We start from the raw sequence: 20904 nt of genomic DNA, 5'->3' as shown, positions 1-20904 counted from the left end.
CGCCCCGCTCGCCCTGCGCGGCGGCGGAGCCCCGGAGGCCCTGCGCCACACCGCCGCGCGCTGAGCCCCGCGCCGCCGCGCGGCCGACGCCGCACCGCCGGACGCGGAGCGCGCAGGGCCCCCTACCCGGGAACGACCAAAGGCCGTACACCCGGAATCGGGCGTACGGCTGGTCAGGCCTCGGACTTCGGCAGGGCCGGCCACCGGCCCGCCCCGCCCCTCGACCGTACGGGAGTACGGGGCGTCAGACGCCCGCACCCAGCACGGAGTTGATCTGCTGCGGCTCGCCGCACACGATCAGGAGCGCACCGGCTCGCGCGAGCGCGACCGGCAGGGCTCCGGCGGCCGCGTCGACCGGTCCGCCGTTGACCGCGAAGACCACGACGGGGCGGCCCGCGGCGCGCTGGACCTGCGCCGCGTCCGCGTAGAAGACGTCGTCCCGGGCGTCGTGCAGGGCCCAGTACGCGGCCTCGCCGAAGGACAACTCGTGCGCGGCCCACGGGTGCGGGTCGCCGGTGGTGAGCACCAGGATGTCACCGGGCGCACGCCCGGTGTCGAGCAGCAGGTCCACGGCCTCTTCGGCCGCGTCCAGCGCGCCCTCGGCGGATGCCGGGATCAGCTGGACCTGCGGTACGGATGCCGAGACCGAGGGTGCGGCGGCGGCTACGGGGACGCGGGCGGCCTGCGGCTTGCGCGGTGCGGGCGGCGCGGGCCTGGGGGCGGGACGGGGACCGGGTACGGGGCGAGGGGTCTGCGCGCTGCGGCCGGCGGCCGGCGTGACGCGGGGACCCTGGGCACTCTCGTGAATCTGAGGCTCCTCGGGGGCGGGGGTGAGAGGCATGAGCTGACATCTATCAAACACCGGTGCGAAACGTACCGGTTGGTGGCACGTGCGTGCGATCAGAAATCGAAGCCGAGTTGGCCTCCGTTTTCCAGCTCCATCGATTCCTCGCTGCGGCGCACCTTCTTGAGGTGGCTCCAGCGGGGCAGCGCGTCGAGGTAGGACCAGGAGAGGCGGTGGTACGCGGTCGGACCCTGCTCCTCCAGTGCCGCCCGGTGCACGGGCGAGGGATATCCGGCGTTGGCAGCAAAAGCGAAATCCTCGATTCCGCCGCCCTGTTCACCGATTTCGGCCATCATCCGGTCGCGCCGGACCTTGGCGATCACCGAAGCCGCGGCGACGGCGACGCAGGACTGGTCACCCTTGATCACCGTCCGGACCTGCCAGGGCGCACCGAGGTAGTCGTGCTTGCCGTCGAGTATCACCGCGTCGGGCCGCACGGGCAGCGCCTCCAGGGCGCGCACCGCGGCGAGCCGCAGGGCGGCGGTCATCCCGAGTTCGTCGATCTCCTCGGGGGACGAGTGGCCCAGGGCGTAGGCGGTGACCCAGTCCTCCAGGACGCCGACGAGCGCGTCACGGCGCTTTGGGGTGAGCAGTTTGGAGTCGGTGAGTCCCGCGGGCGGCCTGCGCAGACCGGTGATCGCCGCGCAGACGGTGACAGGACCGGCCCAGGCCCCTCGTCCGACTTCGTCGACCCCGGCGATGAGCTTGGCGCCGGTGGTCGCCCGGAGGGAGCGTTCGACGGTGTGAGTGGGTGCTTCGTACGGCATGGCGCCAGCAAGGTTACGCCGCCCCGGGCCGCCTGCACACCCCACCCCCTCCCCGCCGCGCCGCCGCCCCTTCCCCGCCGCGCCCCGGCCACCTCAACACGGCGTCGAGAATCGCCCGTTCGAGTTCGGGGCCGCGCCGGGCCTGGGCCGTCTCCTTCGGCCTAGCGCTCGATCCGGCTCCCGAAGGTCCCCAGGCTCTTGCACTGTTCGTACGGGGCGCTCACCCCGCGCTCGCTCAGGATCTCCCTGGCCCGGCGCTCCCCCAGGCTCGTCGCGTACCAGGGGGACGGGCCCGCCGCCGCCAGCTCCCTGGCGATCCCGCGCAGGGCGCAGGAGCGCTGGGGCTCGGGCAGCCGGTCCAGGGCGGGCACCGCGTCCGCCGACAGGGACTGGAAGTAGGCCAGGTCGATCTTGCCGTCCCGCTCGTACCGCGTGACGTTGCCCTCCGCGATCACCCCGTCCGGGGACATCAGCCCGAAGGCCAGGACGGCCGCCACGGCGCTCCCCGCGACCGCGCGCGGCAGCCAGCGCGCTCCGAACAGCCCGCCGGCCATGATCAGTACGAGGACCAGCCCGAGCCACAGCTCCACGCCGGCGACCGACAGCCGCAGCCTGGTCAGGCCGTACGCGTCCACGTACAGGTCCATGCGGCGGAGCGCGGAGGCGACGACCACGAGGGTCAGCACGCAAAGGGTGCCGAGCACGACGCGCACCAGCCGCCGGTCGCCGGCCCCGTCGCGCGGGGCCCAGCGCAAGGCCAGGGCGATGACGGCGAGGGTCAGCAAGGTGGCCCAGAGCAGCTGCCAGAAGCCCTGGCGCGCGTACTGGGCGTAGGTGAGGCCGGTGGCCTCCAGGACCTTGCGGTAGCCACCGAAGAGCACGGCGAGCTGGACGGCGTTGAAGGCGGCGAAGAGCAGGTTCAGCACGATGAGCGGGAGGGCCCACTCCACCCGGGAGCGCGCCTTCCCCGGACGCACCTCGATGCGGTCCCAGCGGGAGGGGGCGGCGGCCGCACGGGCGACGGCGATCGCGACGACGAGGCCCAGCACGAAGAGCAGGAAGCGGACCGGCCCGCCCGTGCCGCTGATGTCGGGGGTCAGCCCGCTCAGCAGGTCCGCGAACGCGGCGTCGGCGGAGGCGAACAGGGTGCCGAAGAGCGCCAGCAGGACCGCCGCCACCACGACGGCCTTCGCCACCGGCAGCCAGCGCTCCCGGCGCCCCTCGCCGCGCGAGCGCAGGCCGCTCCAGACCCAGCGCACCCCGAGGACGGCGGAGTCCAGGAGGCCGACCGGGCCGAGCAGGATGCCGGGCCAACTGCGGCTGCCGTGCAGGGCCAGGGCCCCCGTCAGGAGGGCGGCGAGCAGGGCCGTCACGGCCGGCCAGGCGGAGGCGCGCAGGGCCGGCACGGCGAGCAGCGCGAGGCAGCCGAGCGCCCAGAGCGCGGTCCACGGCCGCAGCCTGCGCCCCGCCGCCCGGGCGGCCGTGTGGGCGGCTAGCAGCGCAGGCACCACCGCGAGCAGCAGGCCCGGGCCCAGACCCTCGCCGAGAAGCAGGGAAGCGGCGATGCCGGAGGCGAGCACGGCGCCCAGCACGACGGCCGGTACCGGTCCGACGGCGGCCGGGCGTGCGGCCTCGGCCCAGGCGAGCGGGGCCATCGACCAGGCACCGGAAGCGGCGCGCTCCTGGCGCAACTGGTGGGCCCCCCAGGCCTTGGGGTCCCAGCCGGGCGGCGCGGGCGGCGCGGGAGCGGGCGGCGCGGGAGCCGGCGCTGCGGGCGGCGTCTCGGCGTTCTCCGCACCGGCGTTCTCCGCACCTGCGTTCTCTGCTGACATCGGGTTCCCCTCCCCTGCCGGCCACCCCCGGCCGACGGGCGGGGGGTGGCGAAGCCGACAGGGTAGGCCGGGCATGTGCAGTTTTGAACAGGCTCAAAAGATTCCTGTGGCAGGACCGTGACAAACGGAGGGGCACGGACCGGCACGGACCGCCGCCGCCCCCTTCACTCCCCTATCCCACTACCCCACTACCCCACTACCCCGCCGCCTCCGGCAGCCAGGCCGGCAGCGCCTCGGTGCGAGCAAGCCAGGCCTGCGGCAACACCGCGTCCCCGCGTGCACCCAGCACGCCGCCGACGATCGCGCAGGTGGTGTCCACGTCTCCGCCCACCTGGGCGGTGGTCCAGAAGGCCCGCTCGTAGTCGTCCAGGCCCCGCGCCGCCGACCACAGTGCGAACGGCACGGTGTCGTGTGCGCTGGTGCGCCGCCCGCAGCCCAGTACGGCGGCGACGGTGGTCGCGTCGCCGTAGTCGAGCATGTCGCGCGCCCGTCGCACCCCGGCGCCCACCGCACTGCGCGGGACGAGCGCGATCACGCCGTCCAGCAGGTCGGCGGCCTTCGGCGGCCCGGCCGGATCGGCCGCCAGCGCGGCCGCGGCGGCCACGGCCATCGCGCCGCACACCGCTTCGCGGTGCTGGTGGGTGGTGTAGGCGGAGATCTCCGCCTGGTGCGTGGCCTGCTCCGGGTCGTCGGCGTACCAGGCGCCCAGCGGGGCGACCCGCATGGCCGCGCCGTTGCCCCAGGAGCCCTGCCCGTTGAACAGTTCCGCAGCCAGCGTGCGCCAGTCCGCACCCTCGCGGATCAGGCGCAGCATCCGGTTCACGGCGGGACCGTAACCGCGGTCGAAGTCGTGGTGGTGGGCGAAGGAGGCGGCCAGCGCGTCCTGGTCCACCCGGCCGTGCCCGGCGAGCACGGCCACCACCGAGCAGGCCATCTCGGTGTCGTCGGTCCATTGCCATGGATCGCTGCCGGCGGGCAGTTCGCGCCGCTTGAGCAGCGGGTAGTTCACGGGGACGAAGTACTGGGAACCCAGTGCGTCGCCCAGGGCCAGCCCGCGGAGGCTGGCCATGGCGCGTGCGTAGCGCCCTTCGGGAGAGAAGTCAGCGGTCATCGCGCGTCACTCTAGCCCTCCAGGTCATAAGGCTCGGGTGTGGTCCACCGCTCAAACGGGCGGTCCATCCGGTACCGGCCGTCGGGACCCAGCAGGAGCATCCTGAATTCGCCGTTGCCCGGGTTGGAGAGGGCCTCGAACTCGGCCACGGACCAGTGGAACCAGCGCATGCAGAACAGCCTCATCGTCAGGCCGTGCGTCACGAGCAGCACGTTCTCCGGATGGTCGGGCGCCTCGAAGCTGCGGTAGAGGCTTTCCAGGAAGGCCCCGACCCGGTCGTACACGTCCGCGCCCGACTCCCCCTGCGCGAAGCGGTAGAAGAAGTGCCCGTAGGCGTCCCGGTACGCCTTCTGCAGTCGTACGTCCTCCCGCTCCTGCCAGTTCCCCCAGTCCTGCTCGCGCAGCCTCGGCTCCTCGCGCATCCGTACGCGCGCCGGGTCCAGGCGCAGCTCCCGGAAGGTCTGCAGGGTCCGGCGGTAGGGGGACACGTACGCGCTGACGTGCTCGTCCCCGAAGAGCTCGCGCAGGCGTTCGCCGGCCTCCGCGGCCTGCTCGCGCCCGGTGCGGGTCAGCCGGAGGGCGTGGTCGGGCTCCCGCTCGTACACCGTGTCATCGGCATTCCCCTCCGATTCCCCGTGCCGGACAAGGACGATGCGCCGTGGTCGAACCATTCCACGACCCTATTCGGCCATCGCCGGGCACACCGACCGGGCTCGCCGGTCGGGCCCGGCTGCGGCCATACAGTCAGCTCGTCGGGCAGGTCGCCGCCCCGCCCGGGACGCGTCCCGCCTTCCCGCCGTCACACCGTCCAGGAGGGTTCGAGGTCGACGACGTCTCCGGTGAGCGCCTCCACGTCGGCCTGGATCTGGGCGCGCAGCGACAGCCGTTCGACGCGTTCCTGCCGGTACTTGCCGTGTTCGGCCGCCGCGTGCCACATCGACAGCACCAGGAACTCGCGGCCCGGAGCCTCGCCGAAGAGGCCCCGGACCATGCCGGGCGAGCCCGCCATGGCCGGGTTCCAGACCTTCTCCTGCATGAGCGCGAAGTGGTCCACGCGCCCCTCCCGGACCCTGGTGTGGGCGACCCGGACGACGTCGGCGTCGGTGAACCGCGGCTCGAACCCGGTCTTCACGTCGAAGCGGTGGTCGAAGAGCGTGACCCGCGCGTCGGTGTAGGTCCCGTTCTGCGAAGCGGCCAGCCGGTCGTGCGAGCGGGCCATGAAGGAGTCGTAGAAGGAACGGCTCTCCCAGAAGGTGAAGACGTGCGCCACCCCCTGCCGGCCCCGGCTCCAGCCGCCGCCCTGCCCCCGGAATCCCGGTTCGCCGGGCAGTCCCGCCCATTTGCGCTGCCCGCGCTCGAACCCGCGTCGGTCCGTCACCGTGCAGCGAATCCACTTGACCAGCACTGCGCCATCGTACGGGCCCGGCGGGGCCCGGGTCAGTCCTCGGCGCGGTACAACCCCAGGAGTTCGTCCGCGTCCCGCTCGGACAGCCGAAGCCCGAACTCCCGGCCGAGCAGGGCGAGCAGTTCCTCGGCAGGTACCTCCCGCCGCTCGATCCGCCCGTCGGGAAGCAGCCGGGAGAGCTCCCGCCCCACGAGGGCCAGCCGGGCGGAGTCGCCCGGGTACTGGACGATGGCCCGGGCGAGGAAGGCGGAGCGGGGGTGCGAGGAGCTGTAGTGGTTCAGCACCACGTAGTCGACGGGGTGGTAGGGCTGCGGGGTGAAGGCGTACAGGTCGCGCCAGACGCCCTCGCGCCATGCGCAGAGCGCGAGGACCCCGTCCGCCTCCTCCCGGACGCGGAACGCCCATTCACCCTGCCGCACTTCGGCGCCGGGGCGCGCGAGGGGCACGGGCTCGCGCGGGCCCTGCCAGCCGAACCCGGCGTCGCAGAGCCACGGCTCCCCCTCGACGGTGACGACGAGGACCGCGTGCGTCACCGCGAGCAGGGAGTCCCCCCGTGTGCGGTTGCGGGCGCCGCGCCCGGAGACCTCGAAGCCGATCCGCTGCAGGGCTGCGGCCAGGAGGGTGTTCTGCTCGTAGCAGTAGCCGCCGCGGCGCTCGTGCACGAGCTTGTCCTCGACCGCCTTGACGTCCAGCCCGACAGGGCGGCCGAACAGCACGTCCAGGCTCTCGAAGGTGATCGCACCGGTGTGGGCCCGGTGTACTGCCTTCAACGTCGCCAGGTCCGCCCGGAGTTCCCCGCCGTCCCAGCCGATCCTCGCCAGATAGGCGTCCAGGTCCAGCTCGTCACCGTTCCACATGTTTCCCCCGCTCGACGCGCCACGATGTTCAGGGGCGCCGTGTCGCGGCGCCCCGCACCATGGTCATCATGACGGCGCCGCACACCAACCGGCACCGCCCGGCCCCTCCCCCACTGAGAGCGGAAGCGGGGACCGGCCTGCAGCCGGTCCCCGCTCGTTCAGCCGGCGGCCGGCTGCCTTCAGCCGCCCGCCGTCAGGCCCGGCAGCGCAGCATCGTCAGCGGCGGGTTGCCGAGGGCGTCCGCCCAGAAGTCCTCGCCGAACTCCTTCAGGCCGGCCTCGGAAACCTCCACCGGAACCCAGGTCAGGTCGCTGAAGCCGGCCGCACGCAGACACTTCTCGTAGACCTCGCGGCGCGGGAAGACGCCGAAGATCGTGACCGGCGGTTCGAGCAGCGCAGTGGTCCGCACGCGCTGTCCGGCTTCGACCTCTTCGCCGGTCAGCTCGGTGGTGAAGCCGTACTTGGCCAGGGAAGGCCCGTCGAAGTCGTACTCGGGCGACTGGTTGAACAGGAAGAACTCGGCGCCGGGCGCCAGGTTCTGGTGCACATTGCGGCACATCCGCTCGATGGTGGCGACGTCCTCCGCGTAGTTGAGCAGCTGCACCGCCACCGCGACGTCGAAGGGCTGCCCGAGCGGGCGCAGTCCGGCCACATCGCCCACTTCGTAGCGCACGCCCAGCGGATCGCGCTCCTCCAGCGCCCGCGCCACGTTGACCATTTCACCGGAGATCTCGACTCCGAGCACGTCCGCGGCGCCGCGCCGCTTGAACTCCCTGCTGTAGAAGCCCGTTCCGGACGCCAGGTCGAGGACCGACTTGCCGCGGACGTCCCCGACCATGGCGAGGAAGCTGGGAACCTCCCCGTACTTCACTATCGGCAGGCCCTTGAAGCCTTCGAACGCCTCGCCGATCTCGTCGTACTGCTGCACCATGGTGCTGTTCTCCCCGTGTGACATGCCTCGCCGCGGCCCCCGTCCCCGGAGTGCGCCGCGGCCTGTGACTGGCAGTCTCTACGGATCCCCAGAGGGGGACGCACTGGCAGAAGCCACAAAGATCCGGACATCGTCCCGGCCTCCTGTACGGGCGGGCGTTCCGCTTCGCCCCGGGCACGACGAAGGGACCGGCCTTCGGCCGGTCCCTTCGCGCACTGCTGTTCAGCCAGCCGTCCGGGCTACACCCGGTGTCAGCTGCAGCCGCTGGTGGAGCCGCAGCCCTCGCAGATGTAGCAGGAGCCGGCGCGCTGCATCTTCGTACCGCAGGAGAAGCACAGCGGGGCGTCGGCGGAGACGCCGAGCTGCATCTCGACCAGTTCGGCGCTGGAGTGCGCCGTCTTGGGGGCCGGGACCGGGACGACCGCGACCGGCTTGACGGCCGGGACGGTCTGGACCGCGGCGAGCGGGGCCGCCTGGGTCAGGGACTCCGTGTCGAGCTCCTCGTCGAGGGGCTCGTAGGAACCGGTGTCCAGGTGGCGCTGACGCTCCTCGGCGGAGTGGATGCCGAGGGCCGAGCGGGTCTCGAAGGGCAGGAAGTCGAGCGCCACGCGGCGGAAGATGTAGTCGACGATCGACTGCGCCATCCGCACGTCCGGGTCGTCCGTCATGCCGGCCGGCTCGAAGCGCATGTTCGTGAACTTCGCGACGTACGTCTCCAGCGGGACGCCGTACTGCAGACCGACCGAGACGGCGATCGAGAAGGCGTCCATCATGCCCGCGAGGGTCGAACCCTGCTTGGACATCTTCAGGAAGACCTCGCCGAGACCGTCGTCCGGGTAGGAGTTCGCGGTCATGTAGCCCTCGGCACCACCGACCGTGAAGGAGGTGGTGATCCCCGGGCGGCCCTTCGGGAGGCGCTTGCGGACCGGGCGGTACTCGATGACCTTCTCGACGGCCGTCCGGATGGTGTCCTCCGCCTTGGCGGTGACCTCCTCCTTCTCCTCTTCCTTCTTCTTCGCGGAGAGGGGCTGGCCGACCTTGCAGTTGTCGCGGTAGATCGCGAGCGCCTTGACGCCCAGCTTCCACGCCTCGAAGTAGATCTCCTCGATCTCCTCGACGGTCGCCGTCTCCGGCATGTTGACCGTCTTCGAGATCGCGCCGGAGATCCACGGCTGGATCGCGGCCATCATGCGCACGTGGCCCATCGCGGAGATGGAGCGCTCGCCCATCGCGCAGTCGAAGACCGAGTAGTGCTCCTGCTTCAGGCCCGGAGCGTCGACGACCACGCCGTGCTCGGCGATGTGGGCGACGATCGCCTCGATCTGCTCTTCCTGGTACCCCATGCGGCGCAGGGCCTGCGGAACGGTGCCGTTGACGATCTGCATCGAGCCGCCGCCGACGAGCTTCTTGAACTTGACCAGGGCCAGGTCCGGCTCGACACCGGTGGTGTCACAGGACATCGCGAGACCGATGGTGCCGGTCGGCGCGAGGACGGAGGCCTGCGAGTTGCGGAAGCCGTTCTTCTCGCCGAGGCGGATCACGTCCTGCCAGGCCTCGGTGGCCGCGGCCCAGATGACGTTGTCCAGGTCGTCGGTGCGCGGCGCGACGGCGTTGGCGTCGGCGTGCTGCTTCATGACGCGCTTGTGCGACTCGGCGTTGCGGGCGTAGCCGTCGTAGGGGCCGACGATCGCGGCCAGCTCGGCGGAGCGCTTGTACGCGGTACCGGTCATCAGCGAGGTGATCGACGCGGCGAGGGTGCGGCCGCCGTCGGAGTCGTACGCGTGGCCGGTGGCCATCAGCAGGGCGCCGAGGTTGGCGTAGCCGATGCCCAGCTGGCGGAAGGCGCGGGTGTTCTCGCCGATCTTCTGCGTCGGGAAGTCCGCGAAGCAGATGGAGATGTCCATCGCGGTGATGACCAGCTCGACGACCTTGGAGAAGCGCTCGGCGTCGAAGGACTGGTTGCCCTTGCCGTCGTCGTCGAGGAACTTCATCAGGTTCAGCGAGGCGAGGTTGCAGGACGTGTTGTCCAGGTGCATGTACTCGCTGCACGGGTTGGACGCGGTGATGCGGCCGGACTCGGGGCAGGTGTGCCAGTTGTTGATCACACCGTCGTACTGGATGCCCGGGTCGGCACAGGCCCACGCCGCCTCGGCGAGCTTGCGGAAGAGCGACTTGGCGTCGACCGTCTCGATGACCTCGCCGGTCATGCGGGCCCGCAGGCCGAACTCGGTGCCGTTCTCGACGGCCGTCATGAACTCGTCGTTCACGCGGACGGAGTTGTTGGCGTTCTGGTACTGGACGGACGTGATGTCGTCGCCGCCCAGGTCCATGTCGAAGCCCGCGTCGCGCAGGGCGCGGATCTTCTCCTCTTCCTTCACCTTGGTCGCGATGAAGTCCTCGACGTCCGGGTGGTCCACGTCCAGGACGACCATCTTGGCCGCGCGGCGGGTGGCGCCGCCCGACTTGATCGTTCCGGCGGACGCGTCGGCGCCGCGCATGAAGGAGACCGGGCCGGAGGCGTTGCCGCCGGAGGAGAGGAGCTCCTTGGAGGAGCGGATGCGGGAGAGGTTCAGGCCGGCGCCGGAGCCGCCCTTGAAGATCATGCCCTCTTCCTTGTACCAGTCGAGGATCGACTCCATGGAGTCGTCGACGGCCAGGATGAAGCAGGCGGAGACCTGCTGCGGCTGGGGCGTGCCGACGTTGAACCACACCGGCGAGTTGAAGCTGAAGATCTGGTGCAGGAGCGCGTAGGTCAGCTCGTGCTCGAAGATCTCCGCGTCGGCGGGCGACGTGAAGTAGTCGAAGTCCTCGCCGGCCTTCGTGTACGTCTTCACGATCCGGTCGATGAGCTGCTTCAGACCGGTCTCGCGCTGCGGGCTGCCGACCGCGCCGCGGAAGTACTTGCTGGTGACGATGTTGACCGCGTTCACCGACCAGAAGTCGGGGAACTCGACGCCGTACTGCTCGAAGTTGACCGAGCCGTCGCGCCAGTTGGTCATGACGACGTCGCGGCGCGCCCAGGTCACCTCGTCGTACGGGTGCACGCCCGGGGTGGTGTGGATGCGCTCGATACGCAGGCCGCTCTTGGCAGTCTTGGTGCCCTTGGCGCGGGAACCTCGTGCCGAGCTGCTCGCCGTCTCTGTCATGCCGTTCCTCCCAATGCGGGCAAAACGCCCTAAAGTGCCAGCGCTATTCCGCTGCACGGTGCTGTGTGTCTTGTATCTACGTCTTCTTCGCCAGACCCACCGGCCGTTCCACGACGCACGCACGGCGCGGAACGGGCCGTCCGGTCAGTCGGCGGCGGAGGCGGGCACGGGGACCGGAGCGGTCCCACCGGGCTCGCACTCTTCGGGGTGAGGCCGCGGCACACGGAGTTCCGCGATGGCGGTCTCAAAGTCTTCGAGCGTGTCGAACGCCTTGTAAACGGACGCGAACCGGAGGTACGCGACCAGGTCGAGCTCCTGCAACGGGCCGAGTATGGCCAGACCCACGTCGTGGGTGGTCAGCTCGGCACTCCCGGTGGCGCGCAGCGCCTCCTCGACCCGCTGGCCGAGTTTGGCGAGGGCGTCCTCGGTGACCGGCCGTCCCTGACATGCCTTGCGCACGCCGGAGATGACCTTGGTACGGCTGAAGGGTTCGGTCACCCCGCTGCGCTTGATCACCATCAGCGAGGCCGTCTCCACCGTCGTGAAGCGACGGGAGCAGTCGGGGCACTGGCGGCGCCGGCGGATCGACGTGCCGTCGTCGGTGGTGCGACTGTCGACGACACGGCTGTCGGGGTGCCTGCAGAAGGGGCAGTGCATGGTTCCCTCACCCTCCTCTTGGCACGACTGAATCACCTCGAGAGACCCCTGAACGGCAGAGTCGAAGCTCTGCAGGAGGCTCTCGAAGCAGCCACAAGCATATGCGATGTCGGGGGCCCCGGCAGACCGAGGACCACAACTTCTGGGCGGCCGCGCCCATCCAACCACTAGATCTTGGGTTGCGGTGGATTTACACCGCTCCGCGTGTCGTCGTGTCCGATGGCCGGATGACAGGCCTCGCGATGCCAGACTGGGCGCAGACCCGGACGGTGGCGACCCGACCCGGAAGGGTACCGTAAGCAGTGGTTCCGCAGCCGAACCCCCGTTCGGTCGGGACGGCCCGGCGGCGGCATATACACCTCACGAAGTGAACACGGTGGGTGATCTCCGATTTTTCACTCGAACGTGTGTTTGGCGCAACCTTTCGAAAGCAACTACCGTTGTCCAGCTAGGGAGAACATTTCGAGAGGGGCCGACGACGTGACCACCACCGCAGACAGTGCCACCATCACTGCCCAGAACCGCTCCCAGAGCCGACTTGAGCCGGTGCATGCCATGAATGACGCAAGTCTGAACCCGGAGGCGGAGCCCGTGCGCCCCGCACGCTCGCTGCCAGGGCGGCCTCCAGGCATCCGCGCCGACAGCTCCGGGCTCACGGACCGGCAGCGGAGGGTCATCGAGGTCATTCGCGACTCGGTGCAGCGGCGCGGCTACCCGCCGTCGATGCGGGAGATCGGCCAGGCGGTCGGCCTGTCCAGCACCTCTTCGGTCGCGCACCAGCTGATGGCCCTGGAGCGCAAGGGCTTCCTGCGCCGCGACCCCCACCGCCCCCGGGCGTACGAGGTGCGCGGCTCCGACCAGCCCAGCTCGCAGCCCACGGACACCACGGGCAAGCCCGCGGCCTCGTACGTGCCCCTGGTCGGCCGGATCGCGGCCGGTGGCCCGATCCTCGCCGAGGAGTCGGTGGAGGACGTGTTCCCCCTCCCCCGCCAGCTCGTCGGCGACGGCGAACTGTTCTGCCTCAAGGTCGTCGGTGACTCGATGGTCGAGGCCGCGATCTGTGACGGCGACTGGGTCACCGTCCGCCGCCAGCCCGTCGCGGAGAACGGCGACATCGTCGCCGCCATGCTCGACGGCGAGGCCACGGTCAAGCGCTTCAAGCGCGAGGACGGCCATGTCTGGCTGCTCCCGCACAACGCCGCCTACCAGCCGATCCCCGGCGACGAGGCCACCATCCTCGGCAAGGTCGTGGCGGTACTGCGCCGGCTCTGACCGCCGGCGCCCTCATCCAGCTCCGGGACCTACTGCGCCGGTCCCGGAGCTGTTCTTTGTCTCGACCACCGTCGATCGACGGCCTTCGCTCGACGGCCTTCGATCTACGTGTTCTCGGCCTGGGCGGCCGTGTCGATCGCGGCGAGCGAGCGGCGGACCTGATTGCGGTCCGTGGTGTACCAGAAGTCCGGCAGCGTGGCCCGCAGGAAGCTCCCGTACCGGGCCGTGGCCAGCCGGGGGTCCAGGACCGCTACGACGCCCTTGTCTCCGGTGGCCCGTACGAGACGGCCGGCGCCCTGGGCCATGAGCAGCGCGGCGTGCGTCGCCGCGACGGACATGAAGCCGTTTCCGCCGCGCTCCTCCACCGCCTTCTGCCGGGCGCTCATCAGCGGGTCGTCGGGACGCGGGAACGGGATCCGGTCCATGATCACCAACTGGCAGCTGGGGCCCGGCACGTCCACGCCCTGCCAGAGCGACAGGGTCCCGAACAGGCAGGTCTTCGGATCGGCGGCGAAGGCCTTGATCAGCTCACCGAGGGTCTCCTCGCCCTGGAGCAGGATCGGGTTGTCGAGCCGGCCGCGCAGTTCCTCGGCGGCGGCCTTCGCCCCGCGCATGGACGAGAACAGTCCGAGGGTGCGGCCGCCCGCCGCCTCGATCAGCTCCGCGAGCTCGTCCATCATGTCGCCGCGGGTGCCCTCGCGGCCGGGGGTGGCCAGGTGCTTGGCGACGTAGAGGATGCCCTGCTTGGGATAGTCGAAGGGCGAGCCGACATCGAGGCCCCTCCACTGCGGCACGTCCTCGCCCTCGACGCCCTCCGGTGACAGGCCCATCGACGCCGCGACCCCGTTGAAGTCCCCGCCGAGTTTGAGGGTCGCGGAGGTCAGGACCACCGAGCGTTCCGCGAACAGCTTCTCGCGCAGCAGACCGGACACCGAGAGCGGAGCGACCCGGAGGGTGGCGCCGAAGCGGTCGTGGCGTTCGTACCAGACGACGTCGTACTCGGAGCCGGCCACGATCCGCTCCGCCACCCCGTGCACGCTCTCCACCGCGGCGAGCGCCTGCTTGCGGACGGCGTCCTCGTCGTGGACGGACTTGTCGCGCGTGGTGCCGATCGCCGAGATCACGGTGCGCGAGGCGTCCCGCAGTGCCATCAGCGCGTAGCCGAGGTCCTCGGGGATCTCCTCCAGCCGGCCGGGGAGGGCCAGCCCCATGACCCGCTCGAAGGTCTCGGACGCGGTCTGCAGGGAGTCGGCGGTCTTCTCGTCGACCAGCTTGGCCGCACGCTTCACGGCGCGGTTGACCTGGCCCGGGGTGAGCTCTCCCGTGGCGACCCCGGTGACCCGGGACACCAGCTCGTGGGCTTCGTCGACGATCAGCACCTCGTGCTGCGGGAGCACCGGTGCACCCTCGATCGCGTCGATGGCGAGGAGTGCGTGGTTGGTGACGACCACGTCCGCGAGCTTGGCCCGCTCGCGGGCGGCCTCGGCGAAGCACTCCGCGCCGTACGCGCACTTCGTCGCGCCCAGACATTCGCGCGAGGAGACGGAGATCTGCGCCCAGGCCTTGTCGGAGACGCCCGGAGTGAGGTCGTCGCGGTCGCCCGTCTCGGTCTCGTCCGCCCAGTCACGCAGCCGCAGCAGGTCCTGCCCCAGCTTGCTGGTCGGGGTGGCCGCCTCGAACTGGTCGAAGAGGCCCTCTTCCTCGTCCTGCGGGGCGCCCTCGTGCAGGCGGTGCAGGCACAGGTAGTTGGAGCGGCCCTTGAGCATGGCGAACTGCGGGCGGCGCCGGAGCTGCGGATGCAGCGCCTCCACCGTCCGGGGCAGGTCGCGCTCGACGAGCTGGCGCTGGAGGGCCAGCGTCGCCGTGGCCACGACCACGCGCTCGCCGTGCGCGAGGGCCGGCACCAGGTAGCCCAGGGACTTACCCGTGCCGGTACCCGCCTGGATGAGGCGGTGGGAGTTGTCGTCGATCGCTTCGGCGACGGCTTCGGCCATGGCCACCTGGCCGGGGCGCTCCGTGCCGCCGACGGCGGAGACGGCGGCGTGCAGCAGGTCGGGGAGGGAGGGCTTCGTCATAGCAGTGCCAACCCTACGGGGCCCCGCCGACAGTGACCGCACCGGCGAGCGGTCATGACCGGTGCAGGGGGTTCGGCACGGTCCCGTACCGGACGGCGCTCGGGCGGTCGGGCCGGTCGCGGTAGCCGTCCTCGTAGAGACGGTTCCGGTTGAGGCAGAGCCTCCCGATGCGTTCGCCGAGGAGGTCGAAGAGCTCGTAGCGCTCCTTGAGCTCCGGGAAGCGGGCCTGGTGGCGGAGGATCTCCGCCCGCACGAGGAACCAGAACGTGTCCTCCGGGACCCCGAGCCGGTCCTCGCAGAGGGCGGAGAGGTAGCGGAAGACGCCGACGAAGAGCCCGGAGTGGATGAACTGGGGCAGGAAGTCCGCGGGCTCGGTGAGCAGGACCGCACGGACCTCGTCCGGCATGGCCGCCAGCTCGGGGAGCGGTTCGGCGCAGATGTTGACGTCGTCCACGAAGTCCTTGACCGCGAGCCGGACCGGGGCGTCGTGCTCGTCGAAGATCACGACGGCGTTCTCGCCGTGCGGGGAGAACACGGTGCCGTAGCGGTAGAGGAAGCGGAGCAGCGGAGGCAGCAGCGCGGCGAAGAGCCGCTGGAGCCAGACCGTGGGGGTCAGGCCGGAGCGGGCGACGAGCTCGGCGGTGAAGGACCGGCCGCGGGGATCGGTGTGCAGGAGCGAGGAGAGGGTGCGGGCCCGCTCGCCGGGCGCGAGGTGTCCGGTCAGCGGCTCGCGCCAGATCGCGCCGAGGAGCTCCTTGTACTGGTACGGGACCTCGGGGAGCGCGTCGTAGACGGGGTGGCGGACCGTGACGGAGGCGACCTCGCCGAGCAGGATCACCCCGCACTCCTCGCGGAGGAAGGGGTCGCCGTCGCGCAGGGAGTGGATCCAGGCGGTGACGGCGGGCGCCGCGAGCGCCAGGTCCGAGGGCAGGCCGCGCCAGACCATCGTGTTGAAGACGGAGAGCGGCAGTTTGACGCTGTGGCGGTCGGGGCGGGTGAGGTTGAGGAAGGTGCGGATCGACTGCTGCGGGAGGCGCAGGTCCGGGTCGGCGGGGAGCGGGACCAGCGTGCCCGCGGCGAGGGCCGGAGCGAAGAGGGGCAGGAGGACCTCGTCCCACTGCCAGGGGTGGACGGGGAGGTAGAGGTAGCCGAGGGGGTCGAGGCCGCGCTCGCGCAGGGTCCGGTCGAAGAGGGCGCGGGTGACGGGGTCGAGCTCGGCGGAGTAGAGCCGGGCGGGGTCTTCCAGGCCGGCGGTGCCCCGGTAGTGCGCGAGGGAGGTGTGCGCGGCGAGCCAGGGCAGGCGCTGGGCGGTGCGGGCCTCGGGCGCCCAGGCGGCGGTGTCGGAGGCGGAGAGTCCGATCCGCCCCTTGTTGAGGACGAGCCAGGGGTGGCCGGTCTGATGGCCTTCGAGGGACGCGTAGTCGAGGTCGGCGAGGACGTCCGCGGTGAGCGCGGTGTGGTCGATGCGGGCGTCGGCCGCGAGGGTGGCGCTGAGCTCGCGGACGAGGTGCCCGAGGGTGGCGCCGTCGATGCCGAGGAGCGTGCGCGCGCGGATGAGGAAGGCGTACGGATCCCCGAACGCGGTCGGCGAGCCGGGTTCGGCGGGCTGCGGGGCGAGGGTGATCGTGTCGGGTGCGACGTGCCAGCTGCCGTACGAGCGGCGGCGGGCCCGGAAGCCGAGGCTGCTCCCGTCGTCGAGGGTCAGCGTCCAGGCATCACCGGAGGCGGCGGGGGCGGGGACCGGGATGATGATCTCCTCGTACGCGAACTCGCCGAGCATCTTGGCGAGCAGGCGGCGGGCGGCTCCCTCCCAGGTCGGGCGGTTCAGTTCGGGCGGTGTGCACGGGTGCTGGGGCGACAGGGGCACCGTGTCCGGGAGGTGCGGACCTGGGGAGTCGGGGGCTGCGGAGAAGTTCTGCACGGGACTCCTCGGGATCGGGAACTTTGCTGCGTGGCGCAGAGTTTTCGAGGTGAGATGTACGGGAACTGAAGGGATGTGGGGGGAACGGCCTGGATGTACCGGAACAGCCGGGACGGACAGGAACAGTCCGGATGGAAGGGAAGTGCGGGGCGGCACTCAGAGGAGATTGCGCAGCGCCCGCTCGCGGATCATCAGGGCGGCTCGTTTGCCCGGCAGTTCGATCTCGGTGGGGCAGCGGAAGCCGGAGTTCAGGAAGGCTGATACGGAGGGGGTGTTGCGGATGTCGGGTTCGGCGATGACGCGCATGCAGCGGGGACGGTTGTCGAGCACCAGGTCGGCGACGGTGCGCAGGAGCACGGTGCCCAGACCCCGGCCGCGGTTCGTACCGTCTCCGATGAGCAGGTGGATACCCGCGTCGTGTGGGCGCGCCGGGTAGTACGCGGAGAGCGGATCGAGGTCGGCCCGGTAGATCTCCCAGTAGCTCATCGGCGTGCCGTCGAGGAGGCCGAGGCACGGGATGCTGCGGCTGTTCCCGTCCAGTTGTGCCCATACGTGGGCGGCGGTGACGGCGGCCGGCCCGGCGAGTTCCCAGTAGGCGTCCACCTGCGGGTCGTTCATCCAGCCGGCGAGCAGATCCAGGTCGCGGTCGAGCCGTACGGGTTCGAGGCGGAAGACCCCGGACCGCGTCGTGACACCGCCCCAGGCTGCCGGGGAGTCGAGGAGATCGGCCTCGGCGAGCCGGGGCAGCGACTCCGCGCTGAGGCGCGGCGCGACGGTACGGAGCGCCTCGGTACGGAGCACATCGGTAGGGAGCACATCGGTAGGGAGCACATCGGTGAGGAGCACGCCGGTGTGGAAGTCGGTGGAGGGCATCGGGGGCTCTTCTCCGTTTCTGTGCTGACGCGTCAATCGTGAAGGGGGTTGGTGATGGTGACGTAGACGGACTGGGTGTCGACCGGGCCGACGAGCTCGTCCAGGCCGCCGAGGCGCGTGAGCAGATTCGCCTTGCAGCGCAGGGTGGGTGAGTCGAGCAACCTCTCGGGGAGTGGGCAGCCGAGGCCCGTGGCCTTGCCGAGGAAGCGGCGGAAGGCGGCCAGCAGGACGCGTTCGTCGGCGAGCCGCTGGGACCCGAAGGCCCCGATCAGACCGAGCACGTTGTTGATGCCGAGGTAGTAGGCGAAGCGTTCGTCGGTGACGGCGTCGGAGACGAAGGTGTCGCTTTTGGCGCCGATACCGGGGAGCCGGCTCTCCAGTTCCGCGCGGCGGGAGGCGCGGAAGTAGTACCCCTGGTTGTCGCGGTAGCGGCCGCCGACCGGCCAGCCGGCCGGGTCGAGGAGGACCAGCGTGTTCTGCTGGTGCGCTTCGAGGGCGATGCCGGCGAGCGCGTCGAAGGCGAGGACCGGCAGGACGACGTGTTCGAGGTAGCGCAGGAACCACTCGGCGGCCACGGCGGAGGTCGTCCGCCCGGTGGTGGCGGCGAGGCGCGCGACGGTCTCGGCGAGACGGGAGCTCATCGTGGTCCGTCCGGGCCACGGGCGGGGTGCGGTGAGTGCGGCGATGCAGAGGGCGTCGTCGCCCGGTCGGAAGGGGTTGTGACGCAGCAGGACGTCGAGTCCGGGGACGGGTGCGCCGTCCGGGGTGTCGACGGCGACCCAGGCGGGATCGCGGACGATGTCGAAGCCGGGGTGGGCGGCTTGCCACCGCTCGGCGAGCCCGGTGCGGAGCAGCCGGTGCACCTCGACGCCGCGGTGGAGCTCCTTGCGGAGGTTCTCACGGCGGGAGTTGGTGATGCGCAGGCCCAAGGACAGCTTGAGCATCGCGGGGGCGCCGGGCTGGTGGACGGTGCGGATGGAGGAGGTCGGATACCAGGGAGCGCCGTACGGGCCCAGGTCGTGCAGGAGTCCCGCGTCGCGGAGGGCGGCGACCGCGGGGCGCTGGAGCAGGTCTCGGGCCTGCCAGGGGTGAAGGGGAAGGGGGGTGGCGCCGTCGGGTACGGGCAGGCCGGGGGCGAGCCGGCCCAGCAGCCGGGCGGCGGGGACCGGTCGGCCGCGTTCGGTCCAGGCGGAGTCGGTGGCGAGGGCGGCGGGTTCGACCGCCACCCAGTGCAGGGGGAAGGAGCCGTGGAGTTCGGGTGAGTAGCGGCTCACTTCGGCTTCGGAGAGCCCTTCGCGGCTCTTCGGGGTCGGGTGCAGCGGGTGGCCGAGGAGGAGGGACTGTTCGGCGGTGAGGAACCGGTCCGCGCCGACGGGGGCGGGTGCGGCCGGGCGTTGGCGGCGGTCGGTGATGAACTCGGCCGTCCGGCGCACCGAGTCGGCGACCCGGCCGACGAGGTCGGCGGCGCCGGGGTCGGCTGGGCCGCCGTCGCCGGGGGCGGCAGTTCCGGGGCCACGGCCCTCGCGGGAGATCAGCGCCGCGAGGGTGACCGCGTCCACGGCGGGGGCGTCGGCGGGGACACCTTCGATGCGGGCCGGGCCGAAGCGGTGCCAGCCGGCCGCGGACCAGTAGCGGACGGCGACGAGCAGGGCGGCGCCCGATGCGGGGAGGGGGATGCGCAGGACGGGGCCGGCGGGCTGTTCGAGTCCGGTCTCGCGGACCCAGCAGCGCAACAGGTTCTCCACCGAGGCGGCCTCGGCGGCGACCCTGGGGTCGGGGTGGTCCAACAGGTCGGCCGCTCCCGCGCGGGAGCGAACGGTGCCGTCCTTCTGCCGTGGCACCGCGGCGGGTGCCTGTGGCCCGGCCGCCGGCCAGGGCATGCCGGGGGCCGGCATGCCCGGGAACGCACCGGCAGGACCGGCGAAGCCGTCCCCCGTGGAGGCGGACGCAGCGGCACGCTCCCCCGGTTCGGCCGCACCGGGTCGCGGAGCCACCGCGTCCGGGGCGGTGACGGGCTCGCCGGTGGAGCGTGAGCCCGAAGGGGCCTCCACGGAAGGCCCCTTGGGCGCGGCCTGTCCCCTCGAGGGCAGCCCGCCCGAACTTCCCGGGCCGGGCGGCGCCGGGTCGGCCGACGAGCCGGGCGACGCTCCCCGCGCCTCCGCCCCGGGCTGCCCGGCAGGGGCGTCCGCGGAACCCTCGGCCGGCCGTTCCCCTGCCCAGCTTGCCTGACCAGCGTCGGCCGCAGCGCCGGAAGCCGACCGCGCAGCCGCGGACGAAGGGGCACGGACCGGGGCCTCACCGGTGGCCGGTACCCCGGGCCACGCCACGGCACTGGCCAACGGCGGCCACGCGGTGCTGGCGGGCGAGGAGCCGGCGGACACGGCCGGGTCGGCGGCGGGCCGGGGGGCACTGTCCGCCGGAGGGAGCAGCGGCGGCCAAGCGGTAAGGGCGGGGGAAGACCCGCCGGGCCCAGCCGGAGCGAACCCGGGCTGGGCAGAACGTTCCGCTGCAGCGGGCGGCGGCTGCCACGCGGTGGCGGCGGGCGGGGCCGGAGGAGACGTGGGCCGCTCAGGTCGGGCCGTAGGACCGGAGGGTGACGGCGCCGGCCTGCCCTCCGAGGCGGTGGAGGTGCTGGAAGGGACGGGTCGCACGGGCGCAGCCGTCCCGGCCGATGTGGCGCTGACTGGAGCAGGACCGCCCGGGGCCCCGGACAAGGACGGTGTCGGGCTCGGACCGGGAGCCGTCGACTCGGTCCGGAAAGGCTTCACAGGCCGGCTCGACAGATGCCCGGCGGAGGCCGCCAGGGGCGGAGAGGGACGGTCGTCCAGCGGTGGCGTAGGCGCGCCGCCAAGGTCCGCGGTCGAGGGCGGCCCAGGAGCAACGCCGGAGGCCGGCGGCGACGGCAGCGTTGGCGCGGCACCGTAGGCCGGGACCGTCAGCGACGTAGGCGCAGCGCCGGAGGTCGAGACCGCAGGCGGCATCGGCTCGGCGGGGGCCGGCTGCGCGCCCTCGGCCGCGGGGCGGGACCCGGGTGCGGGGGTTGGCGGCTGCGAGAGCCCTGTTGAGGCGGTCGGACGGAGCGAGGGCTGGTGCCCGGCCGCAGCAGCCGAACCCGGGGCGGCCGCCGGCGGGGCCCCGATGGTGGCCGGGACGCCGGTCCCGGTCTCCTGCGGAGTCGGCAGGGGCGAGGAGGCGAGGGGGCCGGGCATGGAG

General features: G+C 72.0%; 15 protein-coding genes. 1 reads left to right on the top strand and 14 read right to left on the bottom strand.

The features are described from left to right. Positions 1-244: 244 nt before the first annotated feature. The 10 genes from ABZY57_RS21545 to nrdR form a co-directional block, all read right to left on the bottom strand. Entirely contained in the window at positions 245-841 is a 597-nt protein-coding gene (locus tag ABZY57_RS21545) for a hypothetical protein (protein ID WP_356514231.1), read from the bottom strand. 59 nt (positions 842-900) lie between these two features. Then, positions 901-1611, bottom strand: a complete 711-nt coding sequence (locus tag ABZY57_RS21540) for a ribonuclease HII (protein WP_356514229.1) — start codon at positions 1609-1611, stop codon at positions 901-903. A gap of 161 nt (positions 1612-1772) precedes the next feature. Continuing rightward, positions 1773-3443, bottom strand: coding sequence for a DUF4173 domain-containing protein (locus tag ABZY57_RS21535; protein WP_356514227.1), 1671 nt, complete (start codon positions 3441-3443; stop codon positions 1773-1775). Between the two features lie 196 nt (positions 3444-3639). Next, the gene (locus tag ABZY57_RS21530) at positions 3640-4554 is read right to left on the bottom strand and encodes an ADP-ribosylglycohydrolase family protein (RefSeq protein WP_356514225.1); all 915 of its coding nucleotides are present in this window, start codon (positions 4552-4554) and stop codon (positions 3640-3642) included. 11 nt (positions 4555-4565) lie between these two features. Beyond that, entirely contained in the window at positions 4566-5225 is a 660-nt protein-coding gene (locus ABZY57_RS21525; protein ID WP_356514223.1) for a histidine phosphatase family protein, read from the bottom strand. Positions 5226-5353: 128 nt separating this feature from the next. Further along, a complete protein-coding gene (locus ABZY57_RS21520) occupies positions 5354-5959 on the bottom strand; it encodes a YdbC family protein (RefSeq protein WP_250748831.1) in 606 nt (201 codons plus the stop codon). 32 nt (positions 5960-5991) lie between these two features. Then, positions 5992-6816 (bottom strand): arylamine N-acetyltransferase, encoded by an 825-nt coding sequence (locus ABZY57_RS21515; RefSeq protein ID WP_356514221.1) that lies wholly within the window; start codon positions 6814-6816, stop codon positions 5992-5994. 193 nt (positions 6817-7009) lie between these two features. Continuing rightward, a complete protein-coding gene (locus tag ABZY57_RS21510; RefSeq protein ID WP_356514219.1) occupies positions 7010-7747 on the bottom strand; it encodes a class I SAM-dependent methyltransferase in 738 nt (245 codons plus the stop codon). A gap of 251 nt (positions 7748-7998) precedes the next feature. Then, entirely contained in the window at positions 7999-10893 is a 2895-nt protein-coding gene (locus ABZY57_RS21505; RefSeq protein ID WP_356514217.1) for a vitamin B12-dependent ribonucleotide reductase, read from the bottom strand. Positions 10894-11037: 144 nt separating this feature from the next. Continuing rightward, positions 11038-11550 carry a transcriptional regulator NrdR gene (gene nrdR, locus ABZY57_RS21500; protein ID WP_214953276.1) on the bottom strand — a complete coding sequence of 171 codons (513 nt, stop codon included), beginning with the start codon at positions 11548-11550 and terminating at the stop codon, positions 11038-11040. Positions 11551-12030: 480 nt separating this feature from the next. On the opposite strand from nrdR, the gene lexA reads away from it, so the two are divergent. Next, positions 12031-12822 carry a transcriptional repressor LexA gene (gene lexA, locus ABZY57_RS21495; RefSeq protein ID WP_356514215.1) on the top strand — a complete coding sequence of 264 codons (792 nt, stop codon included), beginning with the start codon at positions 12031-12033 and terminating at the stop codon, positions 12820-12822. Positions 12823-12926: 104 nt separating this feature from the next. Here the strand turns inward: lexA and ABZY57_RS21490 are convergent, their stop codons facing one another. The 4 genes from ABZY57_RS21490 to ABZY57_RS21475 all read right to left on the bottom strand — a co-directional run bounded on the left by ABZY57_RS21490 (position 12927) and on the right by ABZY57_RS21475 (position 19586). Further along, positions 12927-14897, bottom strand: coding sequence for an ATP-dependent DNA helicase (locus ABZY57_RS21490; protein ID WP_356514213.1), 1971 nt, complete (start codon positions 14895-14897; stop codon positions 12927-12929). Positions 14898-14949: 52 nt separating this feature from the next. Continuing rightward, a complete protein-coding gene (locus ABZY57_RS21485) occupies positions 14950-16758 on the bottom strand; it encodes an IucA/IucC family siderophore biosynthesis protein (RefSeq protein ID WP_356514237.1) in 1809 nt (602 codons plus the stop codon). Between the two features lie 216 nt (positions 16759-16974). After that, the gene (locus ABZY57_RS21480; protein WP_356514211.1) at positions 16975-17691 is read right to left on the bottom strand and encodes a GNAT family N-acetyltransferase; all 717 of its coding nucleotides are present in this window, start codon (positions 17689-17691) and stop codon (positions 16975-16977) included. Between the two features lie 32 nt (positions 17692-17723). Then, the gene (locus tag ABZY57_RS21475; RefSeq protein ID WP_356514235.1) at positions 17724-19586 is read right to left on the bottom strand and encodes an IucA/IucC family protein; all 1863 of its coding nucleotides are present in this window, start codon (positions 19584-19586) and stop codon (positions 17724-17726) included. Between the last annotated feature and the right edge of the window lie 1318 nt (positions 19587-20904).

This window comes from Streptomyces sp. NPDC006450 (genome assembly GCF_040612195.1).
Taxonomy (GTDB): Bacteria; Actinomycetota; Actinomycetes; order Streptomycetales; family Streptomycetaceae; genus Streptomyces.
The sequence above is the reverse complement of the archived record's forward strand: the minus strand, read 5'-3'. Positions and strand labels throughout refer to the sequence as shown.

Bases quoted from the DNA above. Each gene is read 5' to 3' on its own strand.
- ABZY57_RS21545 (WP_356514231.1), bottom strand. From the start codon at position 841: ATGCCTCTCACCCCCGCCCCCGAGGAGCCTCAGATTCACGAGAGTGCC.
- ABZY57_RS21540 (WP_356514229.1), bottom strand. From the start codon at position 1,611: ATGCCGTACGAAGCACCCACTCACACCGTCGAACGCTCCCTCCGGGCG.
- ABZY57_RS21535 (WP_356514227.1), bottom strand. From the start codon at position 3,443: ATGTCAGCAGAGAACGCAGGTGCGGAGAACGCCGGTGCGGAGAACGCC.
- ABZY57_RS21530 (WP_356514225.1), bottom strand. From the start codon at position 4,554: ATGACCGCTGACTTCTCTCCCGAAGGGCGCTACGCACGCGCCATGGCC.
- ABZY57_RS21525 (WP_356514223.1), bottom strand. From the start codon at position 5,225: ATGGTTCGACCACGGCGCATCGTCCTTGTCCGGCACGGGGAATCGGAG.
- ABZY57_RS21515 (WP_356514221.1), bottom strand. From the start codon at position 6,816: ATGTGGAACGGTGACGAGCTGGACCTGGACGCCTATCTGGCGAGGATC.
- ABZY57_RS21510 (WP_356514219.1), bottom strand. From the start codon at position 7,747: ATGGTGCAGCAGTACGACGAGATCGGCGAGGCGTTCGAAGGCTTCAAG.
- ABZY57_RS21505 (WP_356514217.1), bottom strand. From the start codon at position 10,893: ATGACAGAGACGGCGAGCAGCTCGGCACGAGGTTCCCGCGCCAAGGGC.
- nrdR (WP_214953276.1), bottom strand. From the start codon at position 11,550: ATGCACTGCCCCTTCTGCAGGCACCCCGACAGCCGTGTCGTCGACAGT.
- ABZY57_RS21490 (WP_356514213.1), bottom strand. From the start codon at position 14,897: ATGACGAAGCCCTCCCTCCCCGACCTGCTGCACGCCGCCGTCTCCGCC.
- ABZY57_RS21480 (WP_356514211.1), bottom strand. From the start codon at position 17,691: ATGCCCTCCACCGACTTCCACACCGGCGTGCTCCTCACCGATGTGCTC.
- ABZY57_RS21475 (WP_356514235.1), bottom strand. From the start codon at position 19,586: ATGCCGGCCCCCGGCATGCCCTGGCCGGCGGCCGGGCCACAGGCACCC.